15 protein-coding genes are annotated in these 21,330 nt (G+C 39.0%); 11 read left to right on the top strand and 4 right to left on the bottom strand.

The window, feature by feature from the left end; translation table 11 throughout:
• Position 1: 1 nt before the first annotated feature.
• From AC1DQW_RS24890 to AC1DQW_RS24855, 8 genes are all read left to right on the top strand, one after another.
• Complete coding sequence (locus tag AC1DQW_RS24890; protein WP_477456520.1) at positions 2-1,348, top strand: lipopolysaccharide biosynthesis protein; 1,347 nt, start codon at positions 2-4, stop codon at positions 1,346-1,348.
• 1 nt (position 1,349) lies between these two features.
• Positions 1,350-2,552 carry a glycosyltransferase gene (locus AC1DQW_RS24885; RefSeq protein ID WP_477456519.1) on the top strand — a complete coding sequence of 401 codons (1,203 nt, stop codon included), beginning with the start codon at positions 1,350-1,352 and terminating at the stop codon, positions 2,550-2,552.
• Between the two features lie 67 nt (positions 2,553-2,619).
• Positions 2,620-3,807, top strand: a complete 1,188-nt coding sequence (locus tag AC1DQW_RS24880) for a glycosyltransferase family 2 protein (protein WP_477456518.1) — start codon at positions 2,620-2,622, stop codon at positions 3,805-3,807.
• Positions 3,808-3,883: 76 nt separating this feature from the next.
• On the top strand, positions 3,884-4,807 hold the full coding sequence (locus AC1DQW_RS24875) for a glycosyltransferase family 2 protein (RefSeq protein WP_477456517.1): 924 nt from the start codon (positions 3,884-3,886) through the stop codon (positions 4,805-4,807).
• Positions 4,804-5,979: a glycosyltransferase family 2 protein gene (locus AC1DQW_RS24870; RefSeq protein ID WP_477456516.1), complete on the top strand. Its 1,176-nt coding sequence runs from the start codon at positions 4,804-4,806 to the stop codon at positions 5,977-5,979. Before AC1DQW_RS24875 ends, AC1DQW_RS24870 begins: the two co-directional genes overlap by 4 nt.
• 82 nt (positions 5,980-6,061) lie before the next feature.
• Entirely contained in the window at positions 6,062-7,501 is a 1,440-nt protein-coding gene (locus AC1DQW_RS24865) for a glycoside hydrolase family 2 TIM barrel-domain containing protein (protein WP_477456515.1), read from the top strand.
• A complete protein-coding gene (locus AC1DQW_RS24860; protein WP_477456514.1) occupies positions 7,498-11,262 on the top strand; it encodes a glycosyltransferase family 2 protein in 3,765 nt (1,254 codons plus the stop codon). Before AC1DQW_RS24865 ends, AC1DQW_RS24860 begins: the two co-directional genes overlap by 4 nt.
• Before the next feature lie 45 nt (positions 11,263-11,307).
• Positions 11,308-13,014, top strand: coding sequence for a hypothetical protein (locus AC1DQW_RS24855; RefSeq protein WP_477456513.1), 1,707 nt, complete (start codon positions 11,308-11,310; stop codon positions 13,012-13,014).
• A 1-nt stretch (position 13,015) separates the two neighbouring features.
• On the opposite strand, the gene AC1DQW_RS24850 is transcribed toward AC1DQW_RS24855, so the two are convergent.
• Positions 13,016-13,741 (bottom strand): glycosyltransferase family 2 protein, encoded by a 726-nt coding sequence (locus tag AC1DQW_RS24850; protein ID WP_477456512.1) that lies wholly within the window; start codon positions 13,739-13,741, stop codon positions 13,016-13,018.
• 82 nt (positions 13,742-13,823) lie between these two features.
• Here AC1DQW_RS24850 and pbpC point away from each other — a divergent pair, with 82 nt between their 5' ends.
• The 3 genes from pbpC to AC1DQW_RS24835 all read left to right on the top strand — a co-directional run bounded on the left by pbpC (position 13,824) and on the right by AC1DQW_RS24835 (position 18,792).
• The gene (gene pbpC / locus AC1DQW_RS24845) at positions 13,824-16,214 is read left to right on the top strand and encodes a penicillin-binding protein 1C (RefSeq protein ID WP_477456511.1); all 2,391 of its coding nucleotides are present in this window, start codon (positions 13,824-13,826) and stop codon (positions 16,212-16,214) included.
• Positions 16,215-16,369: 155 nt separating this feature from the next.
• Complete coding sequence (locus AC1DQW_RS24840) at positions 16,370-17,080, top strand: 3'-5' exonuclease (RefSeq protein WP_477456510.1); 711 nt, start codon at positions 16,370-16,372, stop codon at positions 17,078-17,080.
• The gene (locus AC1DQW_RS24835) at positions 17,080-18,792 is read left to right on the top strand and encodes an ABC transporter ATP-binding protein (RefSeq protein WP_477456509.1); all 1,713 of its coding nucleotides are present in this window, start codon (positions 17,080-17,082) and stop codon (positions 18,790-18,792) included. Before AC1DQW_RS24840 ends, AC1DQW_RS24835 begins: the two co-directional genes overlap by 1 nt.
• Positions 18,793-18,826: 34 nt before the next feature.
• Here the strand turns inward: AC1DQW_RS24835 and AC1DQW_RS24830 are convergent, their stop codons facing one another.
• Genes AC1DQW_RS24830 through AC1DQW_RS24820 form a run of 3 tightly spaced genes read right to left on the bottom strand, consistent with a single transcriptional unit; the run spans position 18,827 to position 21,005 of the window.
• The gene (locus AC1DQW_RS24830) at positions 18,827-19,189 is read right to left on the bottom strand and encodes a hypothetical protein (protein WP_477456508.1); all 363 of its coding nucleotides are present in this window, start codon (positions 19,187-19,189) and stop codon (positions 18,827-18,829) included.
• 29 nt (positions 19,190-19,218) lie between these two features.
• A complete protein-coding gene (locus AC1DQW_RS24825) occupies positions 19,219-20,181 on the bottom strand; it encodes a hypothetical protein (protein ID WP_477456507.1) in 963 nt (320 codons plus the stop codon).
• The gene (locus tag AC1DQW_RS24820; protein WP_477456506.1) at positions 20,178-21,005 is read right to left on the bottom strand and encodes a carboxypeptidase-like regulatory domain-containing protein; all 828 of its coding nucleotides are present in this window, start codon (positions 21,003-21,005) and stop codon (positions 20,178-20,180) included. Before AC1DQW_RS24820 ends, AC1DQW_RS24825 begins: the two co-directional genes overlap by 4 nt.
• Between the last annotated feature and the right edge of the window lie 325 nt (positions 21,006-21,330).

Raw genomic sequence — 21,330 nt, 5'->3', positions numbered from 1 at the left:
AATGGGCGTTTTAAAAAAGCTTATAAATAAACACACAATTTCTTTAGCAAGTAACGCTATAATGCCGGTTTTGGGCATGGTTATATTAGCGTTAATGGCTCGTCACCTCTCTAGGTCCGACTTTGGCGACTATATTTTCTTCCTGGTCATATTCAATCTCGCTGATACTTTCAGAACCGGCTTCCTGCAAACCTCGCTTATAAAATACTATGCCGGCACCAGTCCCGAAAGATCAGCTATCATAGCCGGCTCTGCATGGTATATTGGACTTATAATCACTTTTACCTTCGGGATCGGAAATTTGCTAATGTATGTTTTTTACTTTGGTAGCAATCTCAATATGGTTATCATATTAAAATGGTTTAGCATTATTTTTCTGTCAACTTTACCAACAGCCATTGCCGGCTGGATTTTACAGGCCGAAGCACGCTTTGATAAACTATTCATGGTACAGTTAATTAACCAGGGAGGTTTCTTTATATTTATATTATTGTTGATCATCTTCCATAGAATCAGCTTTCAAAACATAATTTATTGTTACTTTTTAAATAACGTCATCAGCAGTATTACCACTACAACCTTAGGTTGGTCCAGGATAAAAACTATCGGCAGTAAAAACTGGGCATCTGTTAAAGAACTTGCCCATTTTGGTAAATATAGCGTAGGGACTTCCATCAGTTCATACCTGTTGCGCAGCTCGGATACATTTATCATAAAAATGATGTTCCCGTCGGGATTGCTGGCTGTTTATTATATTCCGCAAAGATTAATGGAGGTTTTTGAGATTCCACTGAGGGCTTTCGTCGCAACTGCATTGCCCGTAATGTCGGCAGCTGTGCATCGCGGAGATAAAAAGCATGTATCATACATCCTCAAAAAGTACGCGGGGATGCTTACCATTGCCTTAATTCCTGTAGCTGTAATTGCATTTTTATTAGCCGACCTGGTTATCGGTTTATTGTTCGGCGGCAGTTACCAGCACTCTGATGCGGGCAATATCTTCCGCATATTTATGTGCTTTGTAATGCTGTTACCTATCGACAGGTTTTTTGGAATAACACTGGATATTATTGGAAAGCCCCATTTAAACATGATTAAAGTTTTCATTATGCTGGCTGTTAATGTAAGTGCCGATTTTGCAGGGATCTTCATTTTTCATAACCTGTATGGCGTGGCTATTGCATCAATTTTTACATTCTTTTCGGGGGCCATATTCGGTTACGTGACGCTTAAAAAACACCTGGAATTTTCAATTAAAGACATCTTTTATTTAGGGTATCTTGAATTGATTGAATTAATAGGCATGCTTTATAACAAGTTGAGGAAAAAAGAAACCCGGCAAATTTAATATGGAGCTTAAGAACCGCAATATCATCATATTTTCGCAGATGCAGTTTGATGGCCGCCTTGAATCAACAAACTACACTATGGCCCGGTATTTAGCAAAAAACAACTTTGTTTACTTTGTTGACAGGCCTTTTACCTGGAGAGATTACATACAATATAAAGATACTCCTGAGTATAAAATCAGGAAACCTCATTTTTTTTCATCAACTAATAACATTATACAAACAGAAATACCAAATCTTAAAATTGTTATTTCTCCCCCGGTGCCCTCTATCAATATGCTACCCGAGGGGTGGTTGTACCGTATTGGCCTCAGGGTCAATGAACTAATAGTTGCAGCAAGACTCAAAAAAGTGATCAGGAAATTTAACATAACAGATTACATTTATATCAACTCTTACAACTATACCTACCCTACTTTTCATAATTTGATAAAGCCGGCATTAACAGTTTATCATTGTGTTGATCCCCTTATTGAGATCTATCAGCTCAGACATGGCCTGATATCAGAAGATATTGTGGTTAAAAGTGTCGATCTGGTAATTTGTACCAGTAAAGAATTGAGGAATAACAAACTTAAATTAAACCCCAATTCGTATTTTATACCTAACGCGGCAAACATCAGGCATAGCCAAAAAGCACTCGATCCATTATTACCTGTGGCTAATATTTTATCAGGTATCGGTAAGCCAGTTATTGGGTATTTCGGTAACATCGAACGCAGAATTGATTATAAGCTGTTAATTGAAATATCCGCGCAAAATGCGGATAAGAACTTTGTTTTGGTTGGCCCTATAAGCAAAGAGTATGTTGACGACAGCATATACAATGCGCCCAACATATTTGTAAAGGGAGCCGTGCCATATGACCAAATGCCATCAGTTTTAAAAGGATTTGATGTAGCTATTATTCCGTTTAAAAAAGACGAAGTAAGTAACTCGATATTCCCTTTAAAGTTATTTGAATACCTTGGCTCCGGCAAACCTGCTGTGTCTTCAGACTTTAATCCCGATTTACAGGAGTTTACAGGCGATACAGTTGCCTACTGCCAAACCGCTGAAGAGTTCACTCGTGCAATAAACGAAGCTTTAAAAGACACGCCCGAATTGCAACAAAAAAGGCTTGCGGTTGCAGCAGAAAATACCTGGGAGCACAGGATCATTGAAATAGAAAAGCTTCTGGCATTAAATTTAAAAAAGCGTTAATTAAATCCGTTATAACACAACTTTACCTTTAAAAAGCAAGTAAAAGGTATTAATACTTATTAAAAATATGGAGATCATTAAGTTTATTGCATCTGTAATAATGAGTTTGGCATTTATATACCTGGGAATATATTGTATCTACTTATTTGTATTCTCTGTGTTAGGGAAATTAGTTCCGATAAAATATCCTGCCACTGCTGCTTCATTAAGTAAATTTGTTATTTATATCTGCGCTTATAAAGAAGATGAAATTTTATTAAACTCTGCTGCAAGCGCTTTAACACTTGATTACCCTGCTGATAAATTCCATGTCTGTATCATAGCCGATTCGCTTAAACCCGAAACACTTAAAAAATTGAGACAGATGCCATTACAGGTTGTTGAAGTATTTTTTGAGAACAGCACCAAATCAAAAGCACTAAATAAAGGTATCGAAAACACAATCCCGGGTTTTGATGCCGCTATAGTTTACGATATTGATAACGTAGCTGCCCCGGATTACCTTTACCAGATCAATAATTATTTACAGGCAGGCGAAAAGGTAGTACAAGGCCACAGGATAGCTAAAAATACCAATACAAACGTAGCCATGCTTGATGCCATAAGCGAAGAGATCAACAATCATATTTTCAGGAAGTCGCAGCGGGTGTTTAACCTGTCGGCAGCCATTATAGGCTCTGGTATGGCACTGGAGTACAACTTATTTAAGGCAACTATGCGGCAAATTGATGCGGTTGGCGGTTTTGATAAAGAAATGGGCCTGGTACTTACCCGTCAAAAAATCAGCGTGGCTTATGCCGAAAAAGCTTTGGTATACGACGAAAAGGTAAGCAACCCCGAAGTATTTAAAAAACAACGCAAGAGATGGCTATCTGCACAATTTAATTTACTGCGGGTATATGGTATGAGTGGTTTCCGTGAATTATTTATAAATGGCAACTTTGATTACTTTAATGAGATCTATCAAATGTCGATATTACCAAGGGTGCTGATGTTGGGGATAATGCCATTGATGTTACTGATCTCGTTATTAACTCCGGGTATTGGCCCCTCATGGCAGTTGTGGCTTGCTGCAACATTTTGCTGTTATGCTGCTATTGTTGTTGCCATACCCGGAGCATATTTTAATGGTAAATTATTAAATGCCGCCCTTAAATTACCATTGATATTTTTTACAATGTTTTTATTACTATTTAAGTTAAAAGGTGCAAATAAAAAATTCATTCATACACCGCATGATCATACTGCAGCATAAATTCATAGGTATATAAAGTAAACTTTTAATTAAATAATCCGTAAAAGCAAAGCCATTACAACACCTATTACTATTGATGAAAAAAGTTTCTATTGTCACTGTAAATTTCAACCAGCCCGTAGTCACCGAAGAACTGCTTTCTTCAATAGAAAAAACAAACACCTACAGCAATATTGAGATAATTATAGTTGATAATGCCAGTAGAGCAAACCCTATACCCAAATGGCTGTTAAAATACCCGGCTGTTAAACTCATCCGATCGGAGATTAATCTTGGCTTCGCAGGGGGCAATAACCTCGGCATAAAAGAGGCAACCGGCGACTACCTGTTCCTGGTAAATAATGATACCGAATTTACTGCAGGATTAATAGAAAAACTGGTTGGTACCCTGGATACCCATGAAGATGTGGGCCTGATATCGCCAATGATTAAATACTATAACGATAAACAACTCATACAATACGCGGGCTACACCCCCATGAATTATTATACATGCCGTAATAGCTGCATTGGATTACGCCAAAAAGATGAGGGGCAATTTGACCATATTATAGGACCAACGGCTTATTGTCATGGTGCTGCTATGATGATAAGGAAAGATGCAATAGATAAAGCCGGTTTAATGGCCGAAAGCTTCTTCTTATACTACGAAGAAGTAGATTGGTGTGAGCAGATCATAAGAACAGGTTATAAAGCATGGGTAAACACCGAGGCTTTAATCTATCACAAAGAATCTGTATCCGTGGGAAAAAAAAGCAAACTCAAAGAGTATTTTATGAATCGTAACCGTATACTCTTTACACGCCGCAATGCGCCATTATTTAAAAAGCTCTTCTTCTACATTTATTTCTTGCTTATTGTTACGCCCCGAAATGTGATTAATTATATTAAGGACAAAAATAACAGCTTTATACCTGCGCTTTTTAAGGCCATTTGGTGGAATGTAACCCACTCCAAAAACAGCAGTAATTTAGGTTATCCTATCAACACCATAGCATGAAAATTATTTTAGCGTTAAGCCTCTTCATCGTTTTTTACACCTTTGCAGGGTATGGTATATTGCTGTATTTTATAATTAAAATTAAAAGAGCGGTTAAAGGTGTTAAACCGTCAATAACCGAAAACGCAAACCTGCTGCCCACCTGTACACTGGTAGTTGCTGCTTATAACGAAGAATATTTTATTAAGGAAAAAATTAATAATAGCCTTTTGCTCAATTATCCCCAGGGTAAACTCAAATTGCTTTTTATAACCGATGGCTCATCAGATAAAACACCAGATATTATTGCGCAATACCCCCAAATTCAATTATTGCATCAACCCCAGCGGGCGGGCAAAATCGCCGCGGTACACCGTGCTATGGAGTATGTTGATACCGATACGGTTGTTTTTACCGATGCCAATACCTTCTTAAATAAGGATGCCCTTGTTAAAATTTGCCGGCATTACAGTGATGCCACTGTTGGCGCTGTAGCGGGCGAAAAGCGGGTACAAATTGATGAAAATGCCGACGCAAGTGCTGCCGGCGAAGGTTTTTACTGGAAGTATGAATCGGCCCTAAAAAAATGGGACTCCGAACTTTATTCGGTAGTGGGCGCAGCGGGCGAATTGTTCAGTGTTCGCCGTTCATTATACCAGCCTGTAAAAGCTGATACCGTTTTGGATGATTTTATGATCTCGATGCTGATAGCTGCCAAAGGTTATCGTATTGTTTATGAGCCCGAAGCCTATGCAACCGAAACTGCTTCAGAAAATGTGTCGGAAGAACTGAAAAGAAAAGTGAGAATAGCAGCCGGCGGAATACAATCTATCATACGCTTAAAAAAATTATTTAACCCATTCCCCTATCCCATTTTATCATTTCAATACATCAGCCACCGTGTTTTACGATGGACTATTACACCTTTCCTGCTCATATTATCCTTTATTTTAAACATGATATTTGCCTTTGAACCTGGCGCCACTGGTATAAGGCTGCTTTTGTTTGCGCAGGTATTGTTTTATCTGCTGGCATTACTTGGTTTTATAATGGAGAAAAAGCAATTACGTATCAAAGTGTTGTTTATCCCATACTACTTTTGTGTAATGAACTATGCGGTACTGGCGGGTATTATCAGGTATTTTAGCTCAACACAAAGCGCAGTTTGGGAAAAAGCTCAACGTAAACTATAGGTACTAATTAAGCATTAAAACCAATTGATTTACAGGCAAATTACATTTCGAAGATGAATAAGTTTGATAATAAATTACCTAAATGACTACATTAGCCTTCCTTCATCAACCAATTATGCTGCGCCTCGGGCTTTTTAACTCCAAATTAAAAACTACAGTTCCGTATCGCTTTAATAAAAATAGGTTTCATTGTGTTCAGTCTCTTTTAATCAAATTTATAGTTTTAATCATCCCTCTTTTTTTTTCTAATTGTAAACCTAAGCCAGTTATAAATTCTCAAAGAACAGTACATATCGACCGTGTAAAAGGAAAATATACATTATACTGGCATGGCAAACCTTTTGTTATCAAAGGAGCTGCGGGTTATACTAACCTTAAAAAACTAAAAGAGGCCGGTGGCAACACCATCAGAACCTGGGATACTACCAATCTTGAAGCCATTTTAAAAGAAGCCGATTTAAATCATTTAGCTGTAATTGTAGGATTGCCGATGCCATATAGTAAAAACCCTTTTACCGATAAATTAGATCTGTTTTATACCAATTCGGCACAGCTTACAAAAATGTTTAATAGCTATACTTCGCTGGTTGAAAAATACAGGAATCATCCGTCTATCTTATTCTGGTGTATAGGAAACGAGCTTGATTTTCCATATAAGCCCAATTACAATCCATTTTATACAGCTATTAATCATATTGTTGATGTGATTCATACCATTGATCCTAACCACCCGGTAACCACTACAATAATTAACTTTCAGCGAAGAAACATCATTAATATAAAATTTAAAACGAAAATCGATGTTATATCATTCAACGTTTTTGGGGATATCAGATCGTTAAATAAAGAACTGAAAGATTTTGAATGGTTTTGGGACGGTCCGTTTTTGATAACCGAATGGGGAAATGACGGCCCCTGGGCAGATCATGAACATACGCTATGGGGTGCGTATATTGAACCCACAAGCACTAAAAAGGCTGAACAAAATCTGGCCATACACAAACAGTTTATGCCGGTAAATAATCCAAATTTTTTAGGTTCACTTGTGTTTTATTGGGGCCATAAACAGGAATATACTTCAACGTGGTTTAGTCTTTTTGACGAAAATGGTGCAGCTTCTGAAACAGTTGGTACCATGCAATATATTTGGACTTCTAAATGGCCGCAACATGCTGCCCCTCAAATTAATTACGTATTGGTTAACGATAAAGGAGCAAGAGATAATATTCTTTTTAAACCCGATACCATTACATATGCCCGGCTTTATATGGCTAATGCAGATACCGTAGGATTATCATATAAATGGCAAATAAAACCCGAAGACTGGTATAAAACAAGTAGGGATGCCAATCAAAATAAACAAAAAACCGTTGAACATTTGTTTATTTCGCAGAAAAATACAACCGTTTCTTTCCGTACACCGTTAAAGGAAGGACCCTACCGTTTATTTGTTACCGTTTATGACCGATTTGGCAATTTTTCAACCGCCAATGTACCATTTTATGTAGTTGATAATAGATGAAGGCCGAAAAAATACTAAAACCAACCAGGAAGCAGCTATTAATTTTACGGGTCATAATATTAATAGGCATTGGCAGTATGGGCTTTTTTTTAAATAGCCTGTTAAGCAGATCGGTTGCAGGCTATTTACCGCTTTATATACTTTTAATAATAACCTTCGTTTTTACCTGCTTTAAAATACTTTACGAATGGTATCATTACTGGCATATCACAGTTCCGCCTACGCCTGCACATGAAAAAGAATATACTGTTGATATTTTTACCACCTTTTGCGCCGGCGAACCGTACGAGATGATAATTGAAACGCTTACAGCCATTCAAAATATCACGTATCCGCATACCACCTACCTTTGTGACGAAGCTGATGACCCCTACCTTAAAGAATTTTGCAAAAAAAACAATATCAACCATGTAACCCGCATCAATAAAATTAACGCTAAAGCCGGAAATATAAATAATGCCTTACAGCAATCTACCGGCGAACTTTGCGTTGTACTTGACCCAGACCATATTCCCTTTCCAGAATTTCTTGACCCTATAGTATCGCACTTTAATAATCAAAAAATTGGTTTTGTACAAATTGTACAAGCTTATTACAATGCAAACCAAGGATTAATTGCCAAGGGAGCGGCTCAACAAACTTACCAGTTTTACGGCCCCATGATGATGACCATGAACAAGTATGGAACCGTACTTGCAATTGGCGCTAACTGTACATTCCGACGAACGGCACTGGAGTCAATAGGCGGCCATGCCGCCGGGTTGGCCGAGGATATGCATACAGCGATGCAATTACATGCCGAGGGCTGGCAATCTGTTTACATACCCGCGGTATTGGCCAGGGGATTGGTACCGGCAACCATATCGGCTTATTATAAGCAGCAATTAAAATGGTCGCGCGGAGTATTTGAATTGTTGGTTACATCTTATGTTAAGCTATTTACCAAATTTACATGGCGGCAAAAATTACACTATGGTCTTATCCCTTTATTTTACCTGTCGGGAATTATATTTCTAATCAATTTTTCAATACCTGTTATTTCCTTATTCTTTGGTGTTTTTCCATTCAAGATTGATTTTTCAACTTTTTCAATCATTTGTCTTCCCTTTATCACCTCCGTTGTACTTATAAGGCATTATGTACAACGCTGGGTTATGGAAGATTCAGAACGAGGTTTCCATGTTGTTGGCGGACTTTTGCTGATTGGAACATGGTGGGTGTTTAACCTTGGCCTTATTTACACTATCATCAGAAAAAATGTACCTTATTTACCTACGCCAAAGGATGTTGGCAAAGAAAATAACTTCAAAATTAATTTACCAAACATTGCTGTTTTAACCATATCATTAACAGCCATAGTTTATAGTTTATATAACGACTGGAATCCTTTTACCCTTTTTATGGCGGGTGTTGCCGGTTTAAACTGTTTATTTATGATTTTTACGCTATTGGCCAGCGTACAATTCAAATTCAGAGCATATAAAAACCACCACCCGGTAATTGCAAACCTGGTTCTTAAAATAAGTAGTTTTAAAAGACTTTTCTGGCTGTTTAGGCGCAGGCTATATTCTGGTATCAGAAGCGGCGCCCTGATGTTAACGGTACTGATAGCTTGTTCGAGCATTTACATGTTTAATTATAAGCCGTCGGGCGAAGATAAATATCCGATGATCAAGAAAAAAAGCATGTTTCTTTCCGGGATATTTGCGCCTCAGGAACCAAACGGGCTATCCTCTATAAAACTTGTAAAAGTATATCAGGATGCCAATAAAACACATGCAGATATCATATCCTTCTATATACCCTGGGGCGATCAACCAAAATGCTTCCTGCCTTCGCGCCAAATTGATTCCGTTTATAAAAATGGCTCCATCCCAATGATTACCTGGGAGCCATGGGAAACTCTGTTTGAATCCCCGGATTCCGCCGGACATATTTATAATGAAAAAAAGGTTTTTGCTAATGTTACGGGCGGAAAGTTTGACGCCTACATTAAACAATTTGCCCTGCAGATAAAAGATCTTAAAAAGCCCGTTTTTTTAAGATTTGCTCATGAGGCAGATAACCCTTTTTATCCATGGTCATCAACCGGCGATAATACAGCCGTGGAGTTTAAAGCTGCATGGAAATATGTGCACCAGCTTTTTATAAATAACAATGTTTACAATGTCGTTTGGGTTTGGAATCCATGGAAACAAACAGCTGTTAAGGAATATTTTCCCGGTAAAGATTTCGTAGACTGGATAGGTATCACCGGTTTAAATTTTGGTGAATATAATGAGGATAAAAAATCATATTCTTTTGAGCAATTATACAGTCCTTATCACAAACTAATTGAAAATTCGGGATTACCGGTAATGGTGGCCGAAATGGGCTCGGTAAAATTAGCCGGTCATCAGGACGAATGGTTAAAAAATGGGATGAGAAGCATTAAAAGCAAATTTCCGGAAATTAAGGGATATGTACTTTTTAATTCGGACATCGATAAAAATTTACCGGATGGAAGTACCGGCACAATTGACTGGAAGGTGCCACTATTAGGTAAGCTTTCTCCTTCAATAAAATCAAAGATGAAATCCGAAATATCAAACCGGATCTTTTCGCCTGCAAGCAACTCAAATTCGCCCGTTTATAAAATTGACAGTAATGCCATGTTTTTGTCTGCTCATGGCGTTAATTATACTAAAGGACAATATTGGTATAGAAACTCAGTGGCGCTTACAAAAGAAACCGTTGTAAACGATTTAACTGAAATGAAAAAAGCCGGAGTGAACACAGTTAAATTATATGGTGCTAATATATATGACCGTACTATATTTGATGTTGCCAATAGGTTAGGTTTAAAAATTTTCTATGGTTTCTGGATTCAGGAACCGGTTAATTTCATTAATGACCCTGCATTTTTAGATAACCTAAAGAAAAGCATTCTCAAATCTGTAGATCAAAACAAAGACAATAAAAGTATTATTGCCTGGAATATAGGAAATTATCCATTACAAAAACTGGCTGATTACTATTATAAACCAGAGCTATTTTATCATCAACAAGATTATTTACTTTGGTTAAGGCAATTAGTTAAAGACATAAAGGCAGCGGATCCACAAAGGATGGTCACAGTAGATGTTTTAGTTTCGCCAATGCTGGAAGAAACAGTAGGAATATTACATACCCATGTACCCGAAATTGACTCCTATGGATTAATATTACCGGAAAACGCATCAGGAAAAGATCAAATAAAAAACTTAAAAGTGCCTTATTTCTTCAGTAATGCCAATGTCCAGGCTTACCTGCGATTAAAGGAAAACAACAATGGCGTATTCGTTGATAACTGGCAGGATATGCAAGCTGCCACAACTGTAACATTTAATGGTTTAAAAGATGTTTGGGGACGCAACAAACCTGCTCTTTATCAACTAAGTAAGCACTGGCATGGAAACGTTGCAAACAACAGCTTACCGGCAATTAAGATATTGCGTCCGGCGTTAACAACCAACGAAGAGAGTTCATTACCATATCATGCCTTAGTTTATCTTAACAATAACTGGCATATGGCAGGGTTCTTAAATACGGGATTAAATTTTGAGTGGTACCTTGTTAAAACGAATGCAGATGGCAATGCAATATCTATGGAAAAGCTTGGCACAGGACCAGATATTAATGTAACTATTCCAAAAAACGCGGCGTTATACAGGCTTTATTTAATTGGTTCAAAAGGAGAAAATATAACTACAACGCTATCTATATTAAATATACCGCTGTAGTTTTTAAGAGTTGAAATACCGGTAAGTAATTACAAAAACCACATTGTGAAGAACAAGAGAAACCTTTTATATATAATTATACTGATTACCATTATCCTGGCTTTTATTGCTATAAGGTTTGGCAAACCTTATATAAAATCGGTATTGGTTGATGAGTACATCGCAAGAAGTTTTGAGCCTGTAGTTTGCATTTACGATCCTGAAAAAAGAATTGATGTTACACATCCCGAAAGCATCGGGCACTACTCCCTTATATGGAAAAACACCGGGGTCTGGTTTAACAAAAAGTATTTAATGAACGCTTTAAATAAAGGCGATGTGCTGCTTACTATTGAAACCTGGCATAAAAGCAGTTTAACAAGCTCAACCAACAACGTACTTACCGAAACCCTTAACGGCACGTTTGATAAAAAAATAAAAGAATTAGGTGCAATAGTGTCTTTAAGTCACCACCAGGTTTTTATACGCTGGAACCCCGACATGGAAGTGCCCGCTTACCAATATCCCTGGCAATTCCAATCGCCGCAATTGTATATAAAATCTTTCAACTATTTTGCCAGCCATATCAAAAAGGATGCGCCCAACGTAAAAATAGTATGGGGACCTTCTGGTTATCCCGGCGATACAGAGTATTGGCCTGGCTCCCGATATGTGGACGTTGCGGGTATTACAATGGGTAATATTTCAGAAAACTATTCGGTTGCCGATCCCGTCCATTATGAATCCGCTTCGGAAATGTTAAGGCAAAAATTGCACAGGATGAGATTTGTTAACAAACCTGTTTTAATATTAGGATCCGACAAAATCACTCCGGCCACTTTTAACAAAAATTGGCTTTCGGAAGTTGCTGCAACCATGGAGAAGTATAAAAACACCATTTATTCTTCGGATAATTTTTTGGCGGTCATTAAACAAAAACCAACCAGGAAGAAATTATTGATTGGTGTATATGATGCGAATAAGAAATTAATTGGAGAGCATCAAATAACAACCGAGCATATTTTTACAAACTGGGGCGACATTCAAAACGGCGAATTTAATAAACGTTTCAATGATATTATTTTGAGAAGCCATGTTCCAATAATTACCATGGAGCCATGGCGCGATACCTGCACTACAAAAACGCCACCTGATGCCTTAACAAGTGTTTTAAACGGGCAATATGATAACGAAATTAAAAAGTTTTTTAAAATCATTTCCGGGGTTAAGCAGGATGTTTATTTACGCTTTGCGCATGAAATGGAAATACCTATCCACCGGTACGGATGGCAAAGCCAGGACCCAATAAAGTATATTAACGCTTTCAGGTACTTTATGCACTTTGCTAATAACTTCGCCAATATTCACAAAGTATGGGGACCTGCCGGAGACAGGGGATCAATAGATTTTTATCCGGGCAATGATGTTGTTGATTACGTTAGCATAGCTATATATGGTTTACCAGACAAAAATATAACCGACCCTAATAAACAGGAAGCATTCAGCAACATATTTAATCGTAAAATATACAGAATGCGGTTTATCAACAAGCCTATATTTATAACCGAATTTGGAGTTAAAGGGCCGGAAGATTACCAAACAAACTGGTTAAAGGAGGCAGCAGGCACAATTAACAAAAACGACCAGGTTTTTGGCGTATGTTACTTTAATTTGTACGACAACCCAAAGGCCTGGGGTAAAATAAAGGCTCCTGACTGGAGTATAAGTAAAAAAAGCTTTGGTGAATTTTGTAAAGCCTTAGGTTTTAACTAATCTACTTAGATTTAAAAAGGCCATACTTCAAAATACAATAAATAGCTCTTACACCATCTTTCCACCCAATCTTCTTGCCTTCCTCATAGGTACGTCCATAGTATGAAATACCAACTTCATAAATCCTGATTTTTGGTACCCTTGACACTTTGATGGTTACTTCCGGTTCAAAACCAAAACGTTTTTCGGTAAGCGAAATAGCCTGTAACATTTTGGTGTTAAATAACTTATAGCAGGTTTCCATATCAGTAAGGTTTAAATTACTAAACATGTTTGATGCAAACGTAAGCCACCTGTTACCAATAGTATGCCAAAAGAACAATATTCTATGCGGATTGCTCCCCATAAACCTCGATCCATAAACTACATCGGCAAAACCGTTAACTACGGGTTTAAGCAGGTCATTGTATTCAGCAGGATCATACTCTAAATCAGCGTCCTGAATGATAAGATAATCACCTGTGGCCTTGGATATACCGGTGTGCAGGGCAGCTCCTTTACCCTTGTTAACCTCATGTTTAAAATATTGGATATCAAGACCCGGGTTAGTTTGTTTGTAGGTATTAATGGCCAACTCGGTATTATCCTTTGAGCAATCGTTTATTATGATCACCTCTTTTTGGATATCGTTGGTAAGATTAACCGATTTAATTTTATCCAAAATCAAGTGTATGGTGTTACCTTCGTTATAAGCCGGAATTATAATTGATAGTTTTTGTATGCCCATTTATTGTTTTTTATCAAGCTATCCGGTTACGGATATGATATCAGTATAAAGCTTTAGATATATCTTTATCGAAAATATTTTGATGCAAGCTGTATTAAAACGAATTAAAACTTACTTACAAAAGCCAAAAATAATATTTCTGCTTGTATTGTTGTCTGTTTTAACCTTATTGTTCGGGTTTTGTTTGCCCAGGCCATTATTTAAAAGCCCTACATCCTATGTAATCGATGACGATCAGGGTCAGTTATTAGGGGCATCCATCGCATCAGACGGCCAGTGGCGCTTCCCTTATAATGATAGCGTGCCCGAAAAATTCAAACTGTGTATTATTGCTTTTGAAGATAAACGATTTGAACATCACCCCGGCTTTGATGCCCTTGCATTTGGTCGTGCCCTTAAACACAACATATTATCCAAAAAGGTTACCAGTGGCGGCAGTACGCTAACCATGCAGGTAATACGCCTGGCAACCAAACATAAACGCAACATCTGGAACAAGCTTCTGGAGATCTTTATGGCCCTCCGACTTGAACTTACTTACAGCAAGAGCGAAATACTAGCACTTTATGCCAGCAATGCTCCTTTTGGCACCAATGTAATTGGACTAGATGCCGCATCATGGCGGTATTTCGGGCGCAGTCCCGATAAACTTTCCTGGGGTGAAATGGCTGCTATGGCGGTTTTACCAAATTCCCCTTCGCTGGTACACCCCGGCAGAAACAGGCTCATTTTATTAAAAAAACGCAATTTACTGCTAACCCGGCTTTATAAACAAGGCATTATTGATAGTACAACGGCAACCCTCGCGCAGTTAGAACCTGTGCCCGAAAAACCAATGCCCCTGCCTTCACTTGCCCCTCACCTGTTGCAGCGTTTTAAAAATGATCATCATGCCAAACCATCAGGAGATACCCGGATCCAGACAAGTATAAAATCTGCCTTGCAGCAACAGGTAAACGATATACTGGAGCAGCATCACCAGGTGTTAAAGGCCAATGATATCAACAACATTGCCGCAATTGTACTTGATGTAGAAACCGGGCAAACACTGGCCTATGCAGGCAATATCACGCACCACGAAGACCCGCAAATGGAAAGCGATGTTGATGTGATAGATGCGCCCCGTAGTCCGGGCAGTACATTAAAACCCCTGTTATATGCATCTATGCTGCATAGCGGGCTAATACTCCCTAACAGCCTTATTCCTGATGTTCCCACGCTTATTGCCGGCTATCACCCCGAAAACTTTGATTTGGGTTATGATGGCGCGGTACCGGCATCAAGGGCATTATCACGTTCGTTAAATGTACCAGCTGTAAAAATGCTGCAGCAATTTAAATATGAGCGGTTTTATGATTTTTTACAGAAGGCCGGCATTACCACACTAACCAAACCCGCAGATCATTACGGGCTTTCGCTAATATTGGGTGGCGGCGAGAACACGCTTTGGGAATTAAGCGGCGCCTATGCCGATATGGCCCGGGTGCTTAACCATTACAATAAATACAACGGCAAATATGATCCTGCTGATTTCCATAGCCCGGTTTATAGCAGGCAGTCAACCGATAAACCTTCTTTAGAAAAGTCGGGCCTGCTGGATGCGGCATCTATATATTACACTTTCCAGGCAATGGAAGAAGTAATGCGCCCGGGGGAAGAAATGCTATGGCAGCAATTCAGCTCCACCCAGCGGATAGCCTGGAAAACCGGTACAAGCTTTGGCTTCCGTGACGGCTGGGCCATAGGCATCACACCCAAATATGTTGTGGGTGTTTGGGTAGGCAATACTGATGGCGAAGGCAGGCCGGGCTTAACAGGAATAAATACAGCTGCGCCTGCCCTGTTCGAGATCTTCAGATTATTGCCTGTTTCGAGGGATTGGTTTGAGATGCCTACAGGCGAAATGGTAAAAATTAACGTATGCCATCAAAGTGGCTACCGTGCCGGGCAATATTGTGCTGATGCAGACGAAATGCTGGTACCTAAAAGTGGCTTAAAGGCCCCGGTTTGCCCCTATCACCAACTGATCCATTTATCTGCTGATGGCAAATGCCAGGTGAACGGGAACTGTGAATCGCCGGATAATATGATTAATAAAAAGTGGTTTGTGCTGCCCCCTTCCATGGAGTATTATTACAAAGCACGCGATTACCAGTATCATGTGTTGCCGCCATTCCGGGAGGGATGTATACAAGCAGAAAACAACAACACCATGGAAGTGATTTACCCTAAAGATGGCGCTAAAATATACGTCCCTCTTGAAGCAGATGGTACCCGCGGGCGGATGATCTGCAATGCCGCCCACCGTTTACCCGGCATGAAGATCTTTTGGCACCTGGATGATCAATACGTTGGCGAAACCAAAGACTTTCACCAGATGGCTTTAAACCCACCTCCAGGTAAACACATACTTACTTTGGTTGATGGTAATGGGAATACTATCAATATTGGCTTTGAGGTATTGGGTAAGTAATTGCTAAGGGTGCCGCAAGGAAGTGGTAAACACGTCGTAAGTGAGCGGAAGGTTTATGATAAGGGTACGCTTGGTAATTGCCGTGTAATCTCATCCATCAAAACCCATTACTCAAAACTTAAATTATTATATTGGCTCAATAATTATAATCCCGCATGCTTGAACAGTATGATCTGCACAATTTACTGGTAATTGATATTGAAACGGTACCACAATACAGTACCCACGATGAGGTGCCCGAACACCTGCAAAAACTATGGGAGCAAAAAACGCAATATCAGCGTAAGGATGATACCCCCGAAGATTATTACGAACGTGCGGGTATTTGGGCTGAATTTGGTAAGATTGTCTGCATATCTGCCGGGATATTTACCGCAGGCAAGAATACCGGATTACGCATCAAGTCGTTTGCCGGGCACGATGAAAAAGATCTTTTAATCAGGTTCTCTGCAATGCTGTTTAACCAGCCCGCCAATTTAATATTGGTTGCACATAATGGTAAAGAATTTGATTTCCCGTATATATGCCGCAGGTTATTGATCAATGGCCTGCCTTTTCCGCCACAATTGCAGCTCGCGGGCAAAAAGCCATGGGAAATAATCCATTTGGATACCATGGAACTATGGAAATTTGGTGATTATAAAAATTACACATCGCTAAACCTGCTTACCGCTATTTTTGATATTCCTACATCAAAAGATGATATTGACGGCAGCATGGTGGGGCATGTTTATTGGAACGAAAACCAGCTCGACCGTATTTGTACCTATTGTCAAAAAGATGTGGTAGCTACAGCGCAACTGATAAGACGTTACCGGGGCGAAGAATTAATTAAAGATGAAATGATAACTATAGTAGGGCAATAATGCTGAAAGTAAAAAACCTTGCAATTAGTTTTAAAACTGGAGATGGCTTATTTTCTGCAGTAAAAAACATATCCTTTAATTTAAAAAAAGGTGAAACTATCGGTATAGTTGGTGAATCTGGTTCTGGTAAGTCGGTTACTTCGCTTGCGCTGATGCGTTTGTTGAATGAGCATCAAACTGTAATTGGCGGCGAAGTCCTTTTAAATGATGTTAGTCTTTGCAAAATTTCCGAAGCTGATATGCGCCATATCCGCGGCAATCGTATGGCTATGATTTTCCAGGAGCCCATGACCTCGCTTAACCCGGTACTTACCTGTGGTTTTCAACTTACCGAGGCTATCCAACTGCATTTAAAAGTATCCAAAACCGACGCAAAAAAGAAAACCCTCGAACTTTTTAACGAGGTAAAACTCCCCCGCCCCGAGGCTATTTTTGATAGCTACCCGCACCAAATCTCTGGTGGGCAAAAGCAACGGGTAATGATAGCGATGGCACTGTGTTGCAACCCGGAGATATTGATAGCTGATGAGCCTACAACTGCATTGGATGTAACTGTACAAAAAACCATCATTGAACTTTTGCTTAATCTAAAAACCGTTCGGCATATGAGTTTGATATTCATATCGCATGATTTAGGCGTGATAAAAGAAATTGCAGACCGGGTTATGGTGATGTATAAAGGCGAAATTGTGGAGGAAGCTAAAGTAGGTGACTTATTTGCAAACCCTAAACACCCTTATACCAGGGGCCTGCTGGCTTGTCGACCTTCACCAAATCAACATTTAAAAAAGCTTCCGGTTGTAGCCGATTTTTTTGATATTGATGGTGCTGGTAATAAGTCATCAGTGACAATAGAAAACATCAGGGCATTGTATAACTATCCTGAGCAGGAAATAGCCGAACGAAAAAAGGAACTGTATAAGCAGCAGCCATTACTTAAAATAGATCAGCTTTCAACATGGTTCCCGGTAAAAACGGGGCTATTTGGGCATTCGGCAAATATGGTCAAGGCTGTTAACAATGTAAGTTTTGAAGTTTATCCCGGCGAAACACTTGGCCTGGTAGGTGAATCAGGTTGTGGCAAAACCACTTTGGGCAGATCTATTTTAAGGTTAATAGAACCTACCGCAGGTAATATCAGCTTTGAAAACACAGATTTACGAAGTTTGAAAAAGAACGACCTGCGAGAGATCCGGCGGAACATCCAGATCATATTCCAGGACCCTTACTCCTCTTTAAATCCACGACTAACGGTTGGTCAATCCTTAATGGAACCTTTACAGGTACACCAGTTTTATGCCAATAATACAAAACGCAAAAAACATGTTTTGGAGTTATTGGAAAGAGTAAATCTGCTGCCAGAACATTTCAACCGTTTTCCGCATGAGTTTTCGGGCGGACAAAGGCAACGTATCGTGATAGCCAGGGCGTTGGCCCTGCAACCTAAATTTATTATTTGCGACGAATCGGTTTCGGCGTTGGATGTTTCGGTACAGGCACAGGTACTTAACCTCATCCGCGAATTACAGCAGGAGTTTAAGCTGACCTATATTTTCATCTCGCACGATCTTGCCGTAATCAAACATATATCCGACCGTATGATGGTAATGAATAAAGGTGAGATCATTGAAACAGGATACCCCGATGATATTTATTATCGCCCTAAAGAAGATTACACAAAAAGATTAATAGCTTCAATACCGCAAGGATGAGCTATTATTGGGTTACAAAACGGTTTATAAACAATTATTGTTTGTTGAAGTTAACTGTTGCTCCTGATGAGGTTAATTTTAATACTTTCTTTGATGCATCTATCGTTCCGCTATAACTGGTTTTACCAACGTTAAATACCAAATCAAAAGTAAATACTGTGTTGTTAATGCTGGCATTGGTAACCGTTCCTGTTTTACCCCCAACTGTGCCACTGCCCTCAAGTTGGCCATTCTGTTCCTGAAATGTGAATGAATCACTACCGCTTTGCCAAAAACCTATGAGGTCGCCCAAAAGAACTGCAACACCACCACCTGAAGAATCTTTGCCGCAGGTTGTGGTACAAAAAACTGTAATAACTAATAAAATAACATAAAGTGATGAATTTAACTTTTTCATGATTGATATGTTTTAGTATTTGATGAATATTAGTTTTTTAACCGGCTCAGAAATTGTTTTACACGCAGTTCCATAGCATTGAGCTGATCAGTGATGCCTGGAACCTGTTCGGCTATTTGTGATTGAATTTCTTTTTTAACTCTCTCCTTATCCTTATCAGCTACCTGGTTCTGAAAATATTTATTGATCTGATTTTTCAGATCATTTAAAGGAACGATCTTATTTTTGCCTATACCATAAATTAATGTGTCAGCTATACCTTCAAATGATGCAGTGAGTGATGGATCGTCCCAGTAGTCGGCCATTTTTTTTGAGTAAGTAGGATAATTGACATATAATTTTTCAAACGCCTGGTTAAATCCGCTTTGGGTTTGTGCGTATTGGCTAAGCGCATTAATATTGACGAAGGCGTATACAGCTATAAATTTAAAAGCAATCATTAAACTTTGTGCCTGCAGGATATAGTTTTGCAGGGCACCGCTGATCTCGGGGTAAAACAGATCAATACCATCCTGCCTTTCCCGGGCTATTTTCAGGTCATCATTGGTATAACCGGATTTTTTAAGGTTGGAAGCAATGGAGTCAATCTTTGTCTGTAATGTTTTTGTTTCGGATTGATCTTTTTTAGCCGCCGCTTTTAATTGTGCCAATGATGCCAGGTAGCTTTTGATCTGGCTGTTTGACTGGAAACCTTCCAGCACTATCTGGGTCAACAATAATGGGTCTTTAGGTACCAGTACCCTGCCACCCATTGGGTACGCAATGATATAATTTTTGTCGGATGGCTGAACGGTAAGCTGGTTGGCGCTGCTGCTTATGGCGGTGGTAAATACTCCCGAATCGTCTGTTGTTGTCGGTTTTCCGTTAATAATTATTGTATAGTTTTTAACTACCGAATTGTTGTTTAATAGCTGCCCCTTAAAAACAGTAGTTTGACCATAACCGCTAAACCCGGCCATACACAAGCTTATTATGCTGATGATCGCTTTCATAACTCATTCAGTTGAAGAGTAAGGGGTATTTTTGAAGAAAAAACCTGGGTGTTGTTATAACGCAACTTTTTTTCCCGGTAAACTCTCACCGGAAGCTCAGTACCATCTTTTACAGGCAAGATAAAACGGAAATTGCCTAACTGATCGGCGCTGGTTTTATAAAGCCCGTTAGCCAGTACAATCAGCACATTAGGGACAGGTTGACCTTGCATATCTACAACCAAACCACTGATAGTTAAAGAGTCAGCTTGTTTTTTTAGATGCAACTCAATAGGCGTTCGCCCATCAGCAGGAATGGTTATCTGCTGGCTTTGCCGGTAAAAACCAATTACCGCCGGAGTAACAGAAATGGTTTTTCCTAATAAATTAGTTGGCAGTTCGGTAAAAGTTACCACACCATTTTCGATCCTTGCTGAGTCGGGTTTATTGAACAAAACTTTAAGCAATCCGCCATTTACCAGCTCATTTTTACTTTCATCACCAAAAACAATGAATTTGATATTAAATGAATCAGCTTCCGGAGAAAGCTTTAACCCAAAATAGATGATCAGGCAAAAAATCACTGCAGGCCCACCAAGCGCTAAAGTGCCATTAAACAGTTTACCGCTATATTTCGCGTGCGCTTTTAAAGCACCAAATAAAAACCCCGATGCAAYTAAGGCAACAAAAACCAAAAGAAAAAAATAAACTTGCGGACTTAAATTTGCGGCTTTATTGCTAAAGATCATAAGTATTACCGCGGCCGCCACAAACAACACAAAGCCCAACCCGGTTATAATAACCCAACTTAAAGGTGAAACAGTTTTATTGGTTTCGACTGACATTATAAGTAAAAGGCTGTGTATTATAAAGTTAGATATATTTTTTCATTTACATAATACAAATTGTCGATTTCTGATCATTGGTGCCTGATAAAATCAAAAACAATGAAGAACCCAAAGCTGCCCTGTTATTCATACTTTAGAGTTTGCCACTCCTATGTTTGTTGTCATAATATAAGCAAATAAATTTGCATTATAAAGTGAGGAGGAATGAGAGCAGAGTTTGCCCCAAACAACCCATTGGTATGTTGAGAGAGAGATACTGCCTCATTTCTTTTTACCCTTTAGCGTTTGAACAGAATGTAAGGAATATTGCATAGCGATATAT

Source organism: Mucilaginibacter sp. P5_A4, assembly GCF_056400605.1.
The sequence above is the reverse complement of the archived record's forward strand: the minus strand, read 5'-3'. Positions and strand labels throughout refer to the sequence as shown.

Excerpts from the sequence above, each read along its gene's own strand:
- AC1DQW_RS24890 (WP_477456520.1), top strand. The coding sequence starts at position 2 with ATGGGCGTTTTAAAAAAGCTTATAAATAAACACACAATTTCTTTAGCA.
- AC1DQW_RS24885 (WP_477456519.1), top strand. The coding sequence starts at position 1,350 with ATGGAGCTTAAGAACCGCAATATCATCATATTTTCGCAGATGCAGTTT.
- AC1DQW_RS24880 (WP_477456518.1), top strand. The coding sequence starts at position 2,620 with ATGGAGATCATTAAGTTTATTGCATCTGTAATAATGAGTTTGGCATTT.
- AC1DQW_RS24875 (WP_477456517.1), top strand. The coding sequence starts at position 3,884 with ATGAAAAAAGTTTCTATTGTCACTGTAAATTTCAACCAGCCCGTAGTC.
- AC1DQW_RS24870 (WP_477456516.1), top strand. The coding sequence starts at position 4,804 with ATGAAAATTATTTTAGCGTTAAGCCTCTTCATCGTTTTTTACACCTTT.
- AC1DQW_RS24865 (WP_477456515.1), top strand. The coding sequence starts at position 6,062 with ATGACTACATTAGCCTTCCTTCATCAACCAATTATGCTGCGCCTCGGG.
- AC1DQW_RS24860 (WP_477456514.1), top strand. The coding sequence starts at position 7,498 with ATGAAGGCCGAAAAAATACTAAAACCAACCAGGAAGCAGCTATTAATT.
- AC1DQW_RS24850 (WP_477456512.1), bottom strand. The coding sequence starts at position 13,741 with ATGGGCATACAAAAACTATCAATTATAATTCCGGCTTATAACGAAGGT.
- pbpC (WP_477456511.1), top strand. The coding sequence starts at position 13,824 with ATGCAAGCTGTATTAAAACGAATTAAAACTTACTTACAAAAGCCAAAA.
- AC1DQW_RS24840 (WP_477456510.1), top strand. The coding sequence starts at position 16,370 with ATGCTTGAACAGTATGATCTGCACAATTTACTGGTAATTGATATTGAA.
- AC1DQW_RS24835 (WP_477456509.1), top strand. The coding sequence starts at position 17,080 with ATGCTGAAAGTAAAAAACCTTGCAATTAGTTTTAAAACTGGAGATGGC.
- AC1DQW_RS24830 (WP_477456508.1), bottom strand. The coding sequence starts at position 19,189 with ATGAAAAAGTTAAATTCATCACTTTATGTTATTTTATTAGTTATTACA.
- AC1DQW_RS24825 (WP_477456507.1), bottom strand. The coding sequence starts at position 20,181 with ATGAAAGCGATCATCAGCATAATAAGCTTGTGTATGGCCGGGTTTAGC.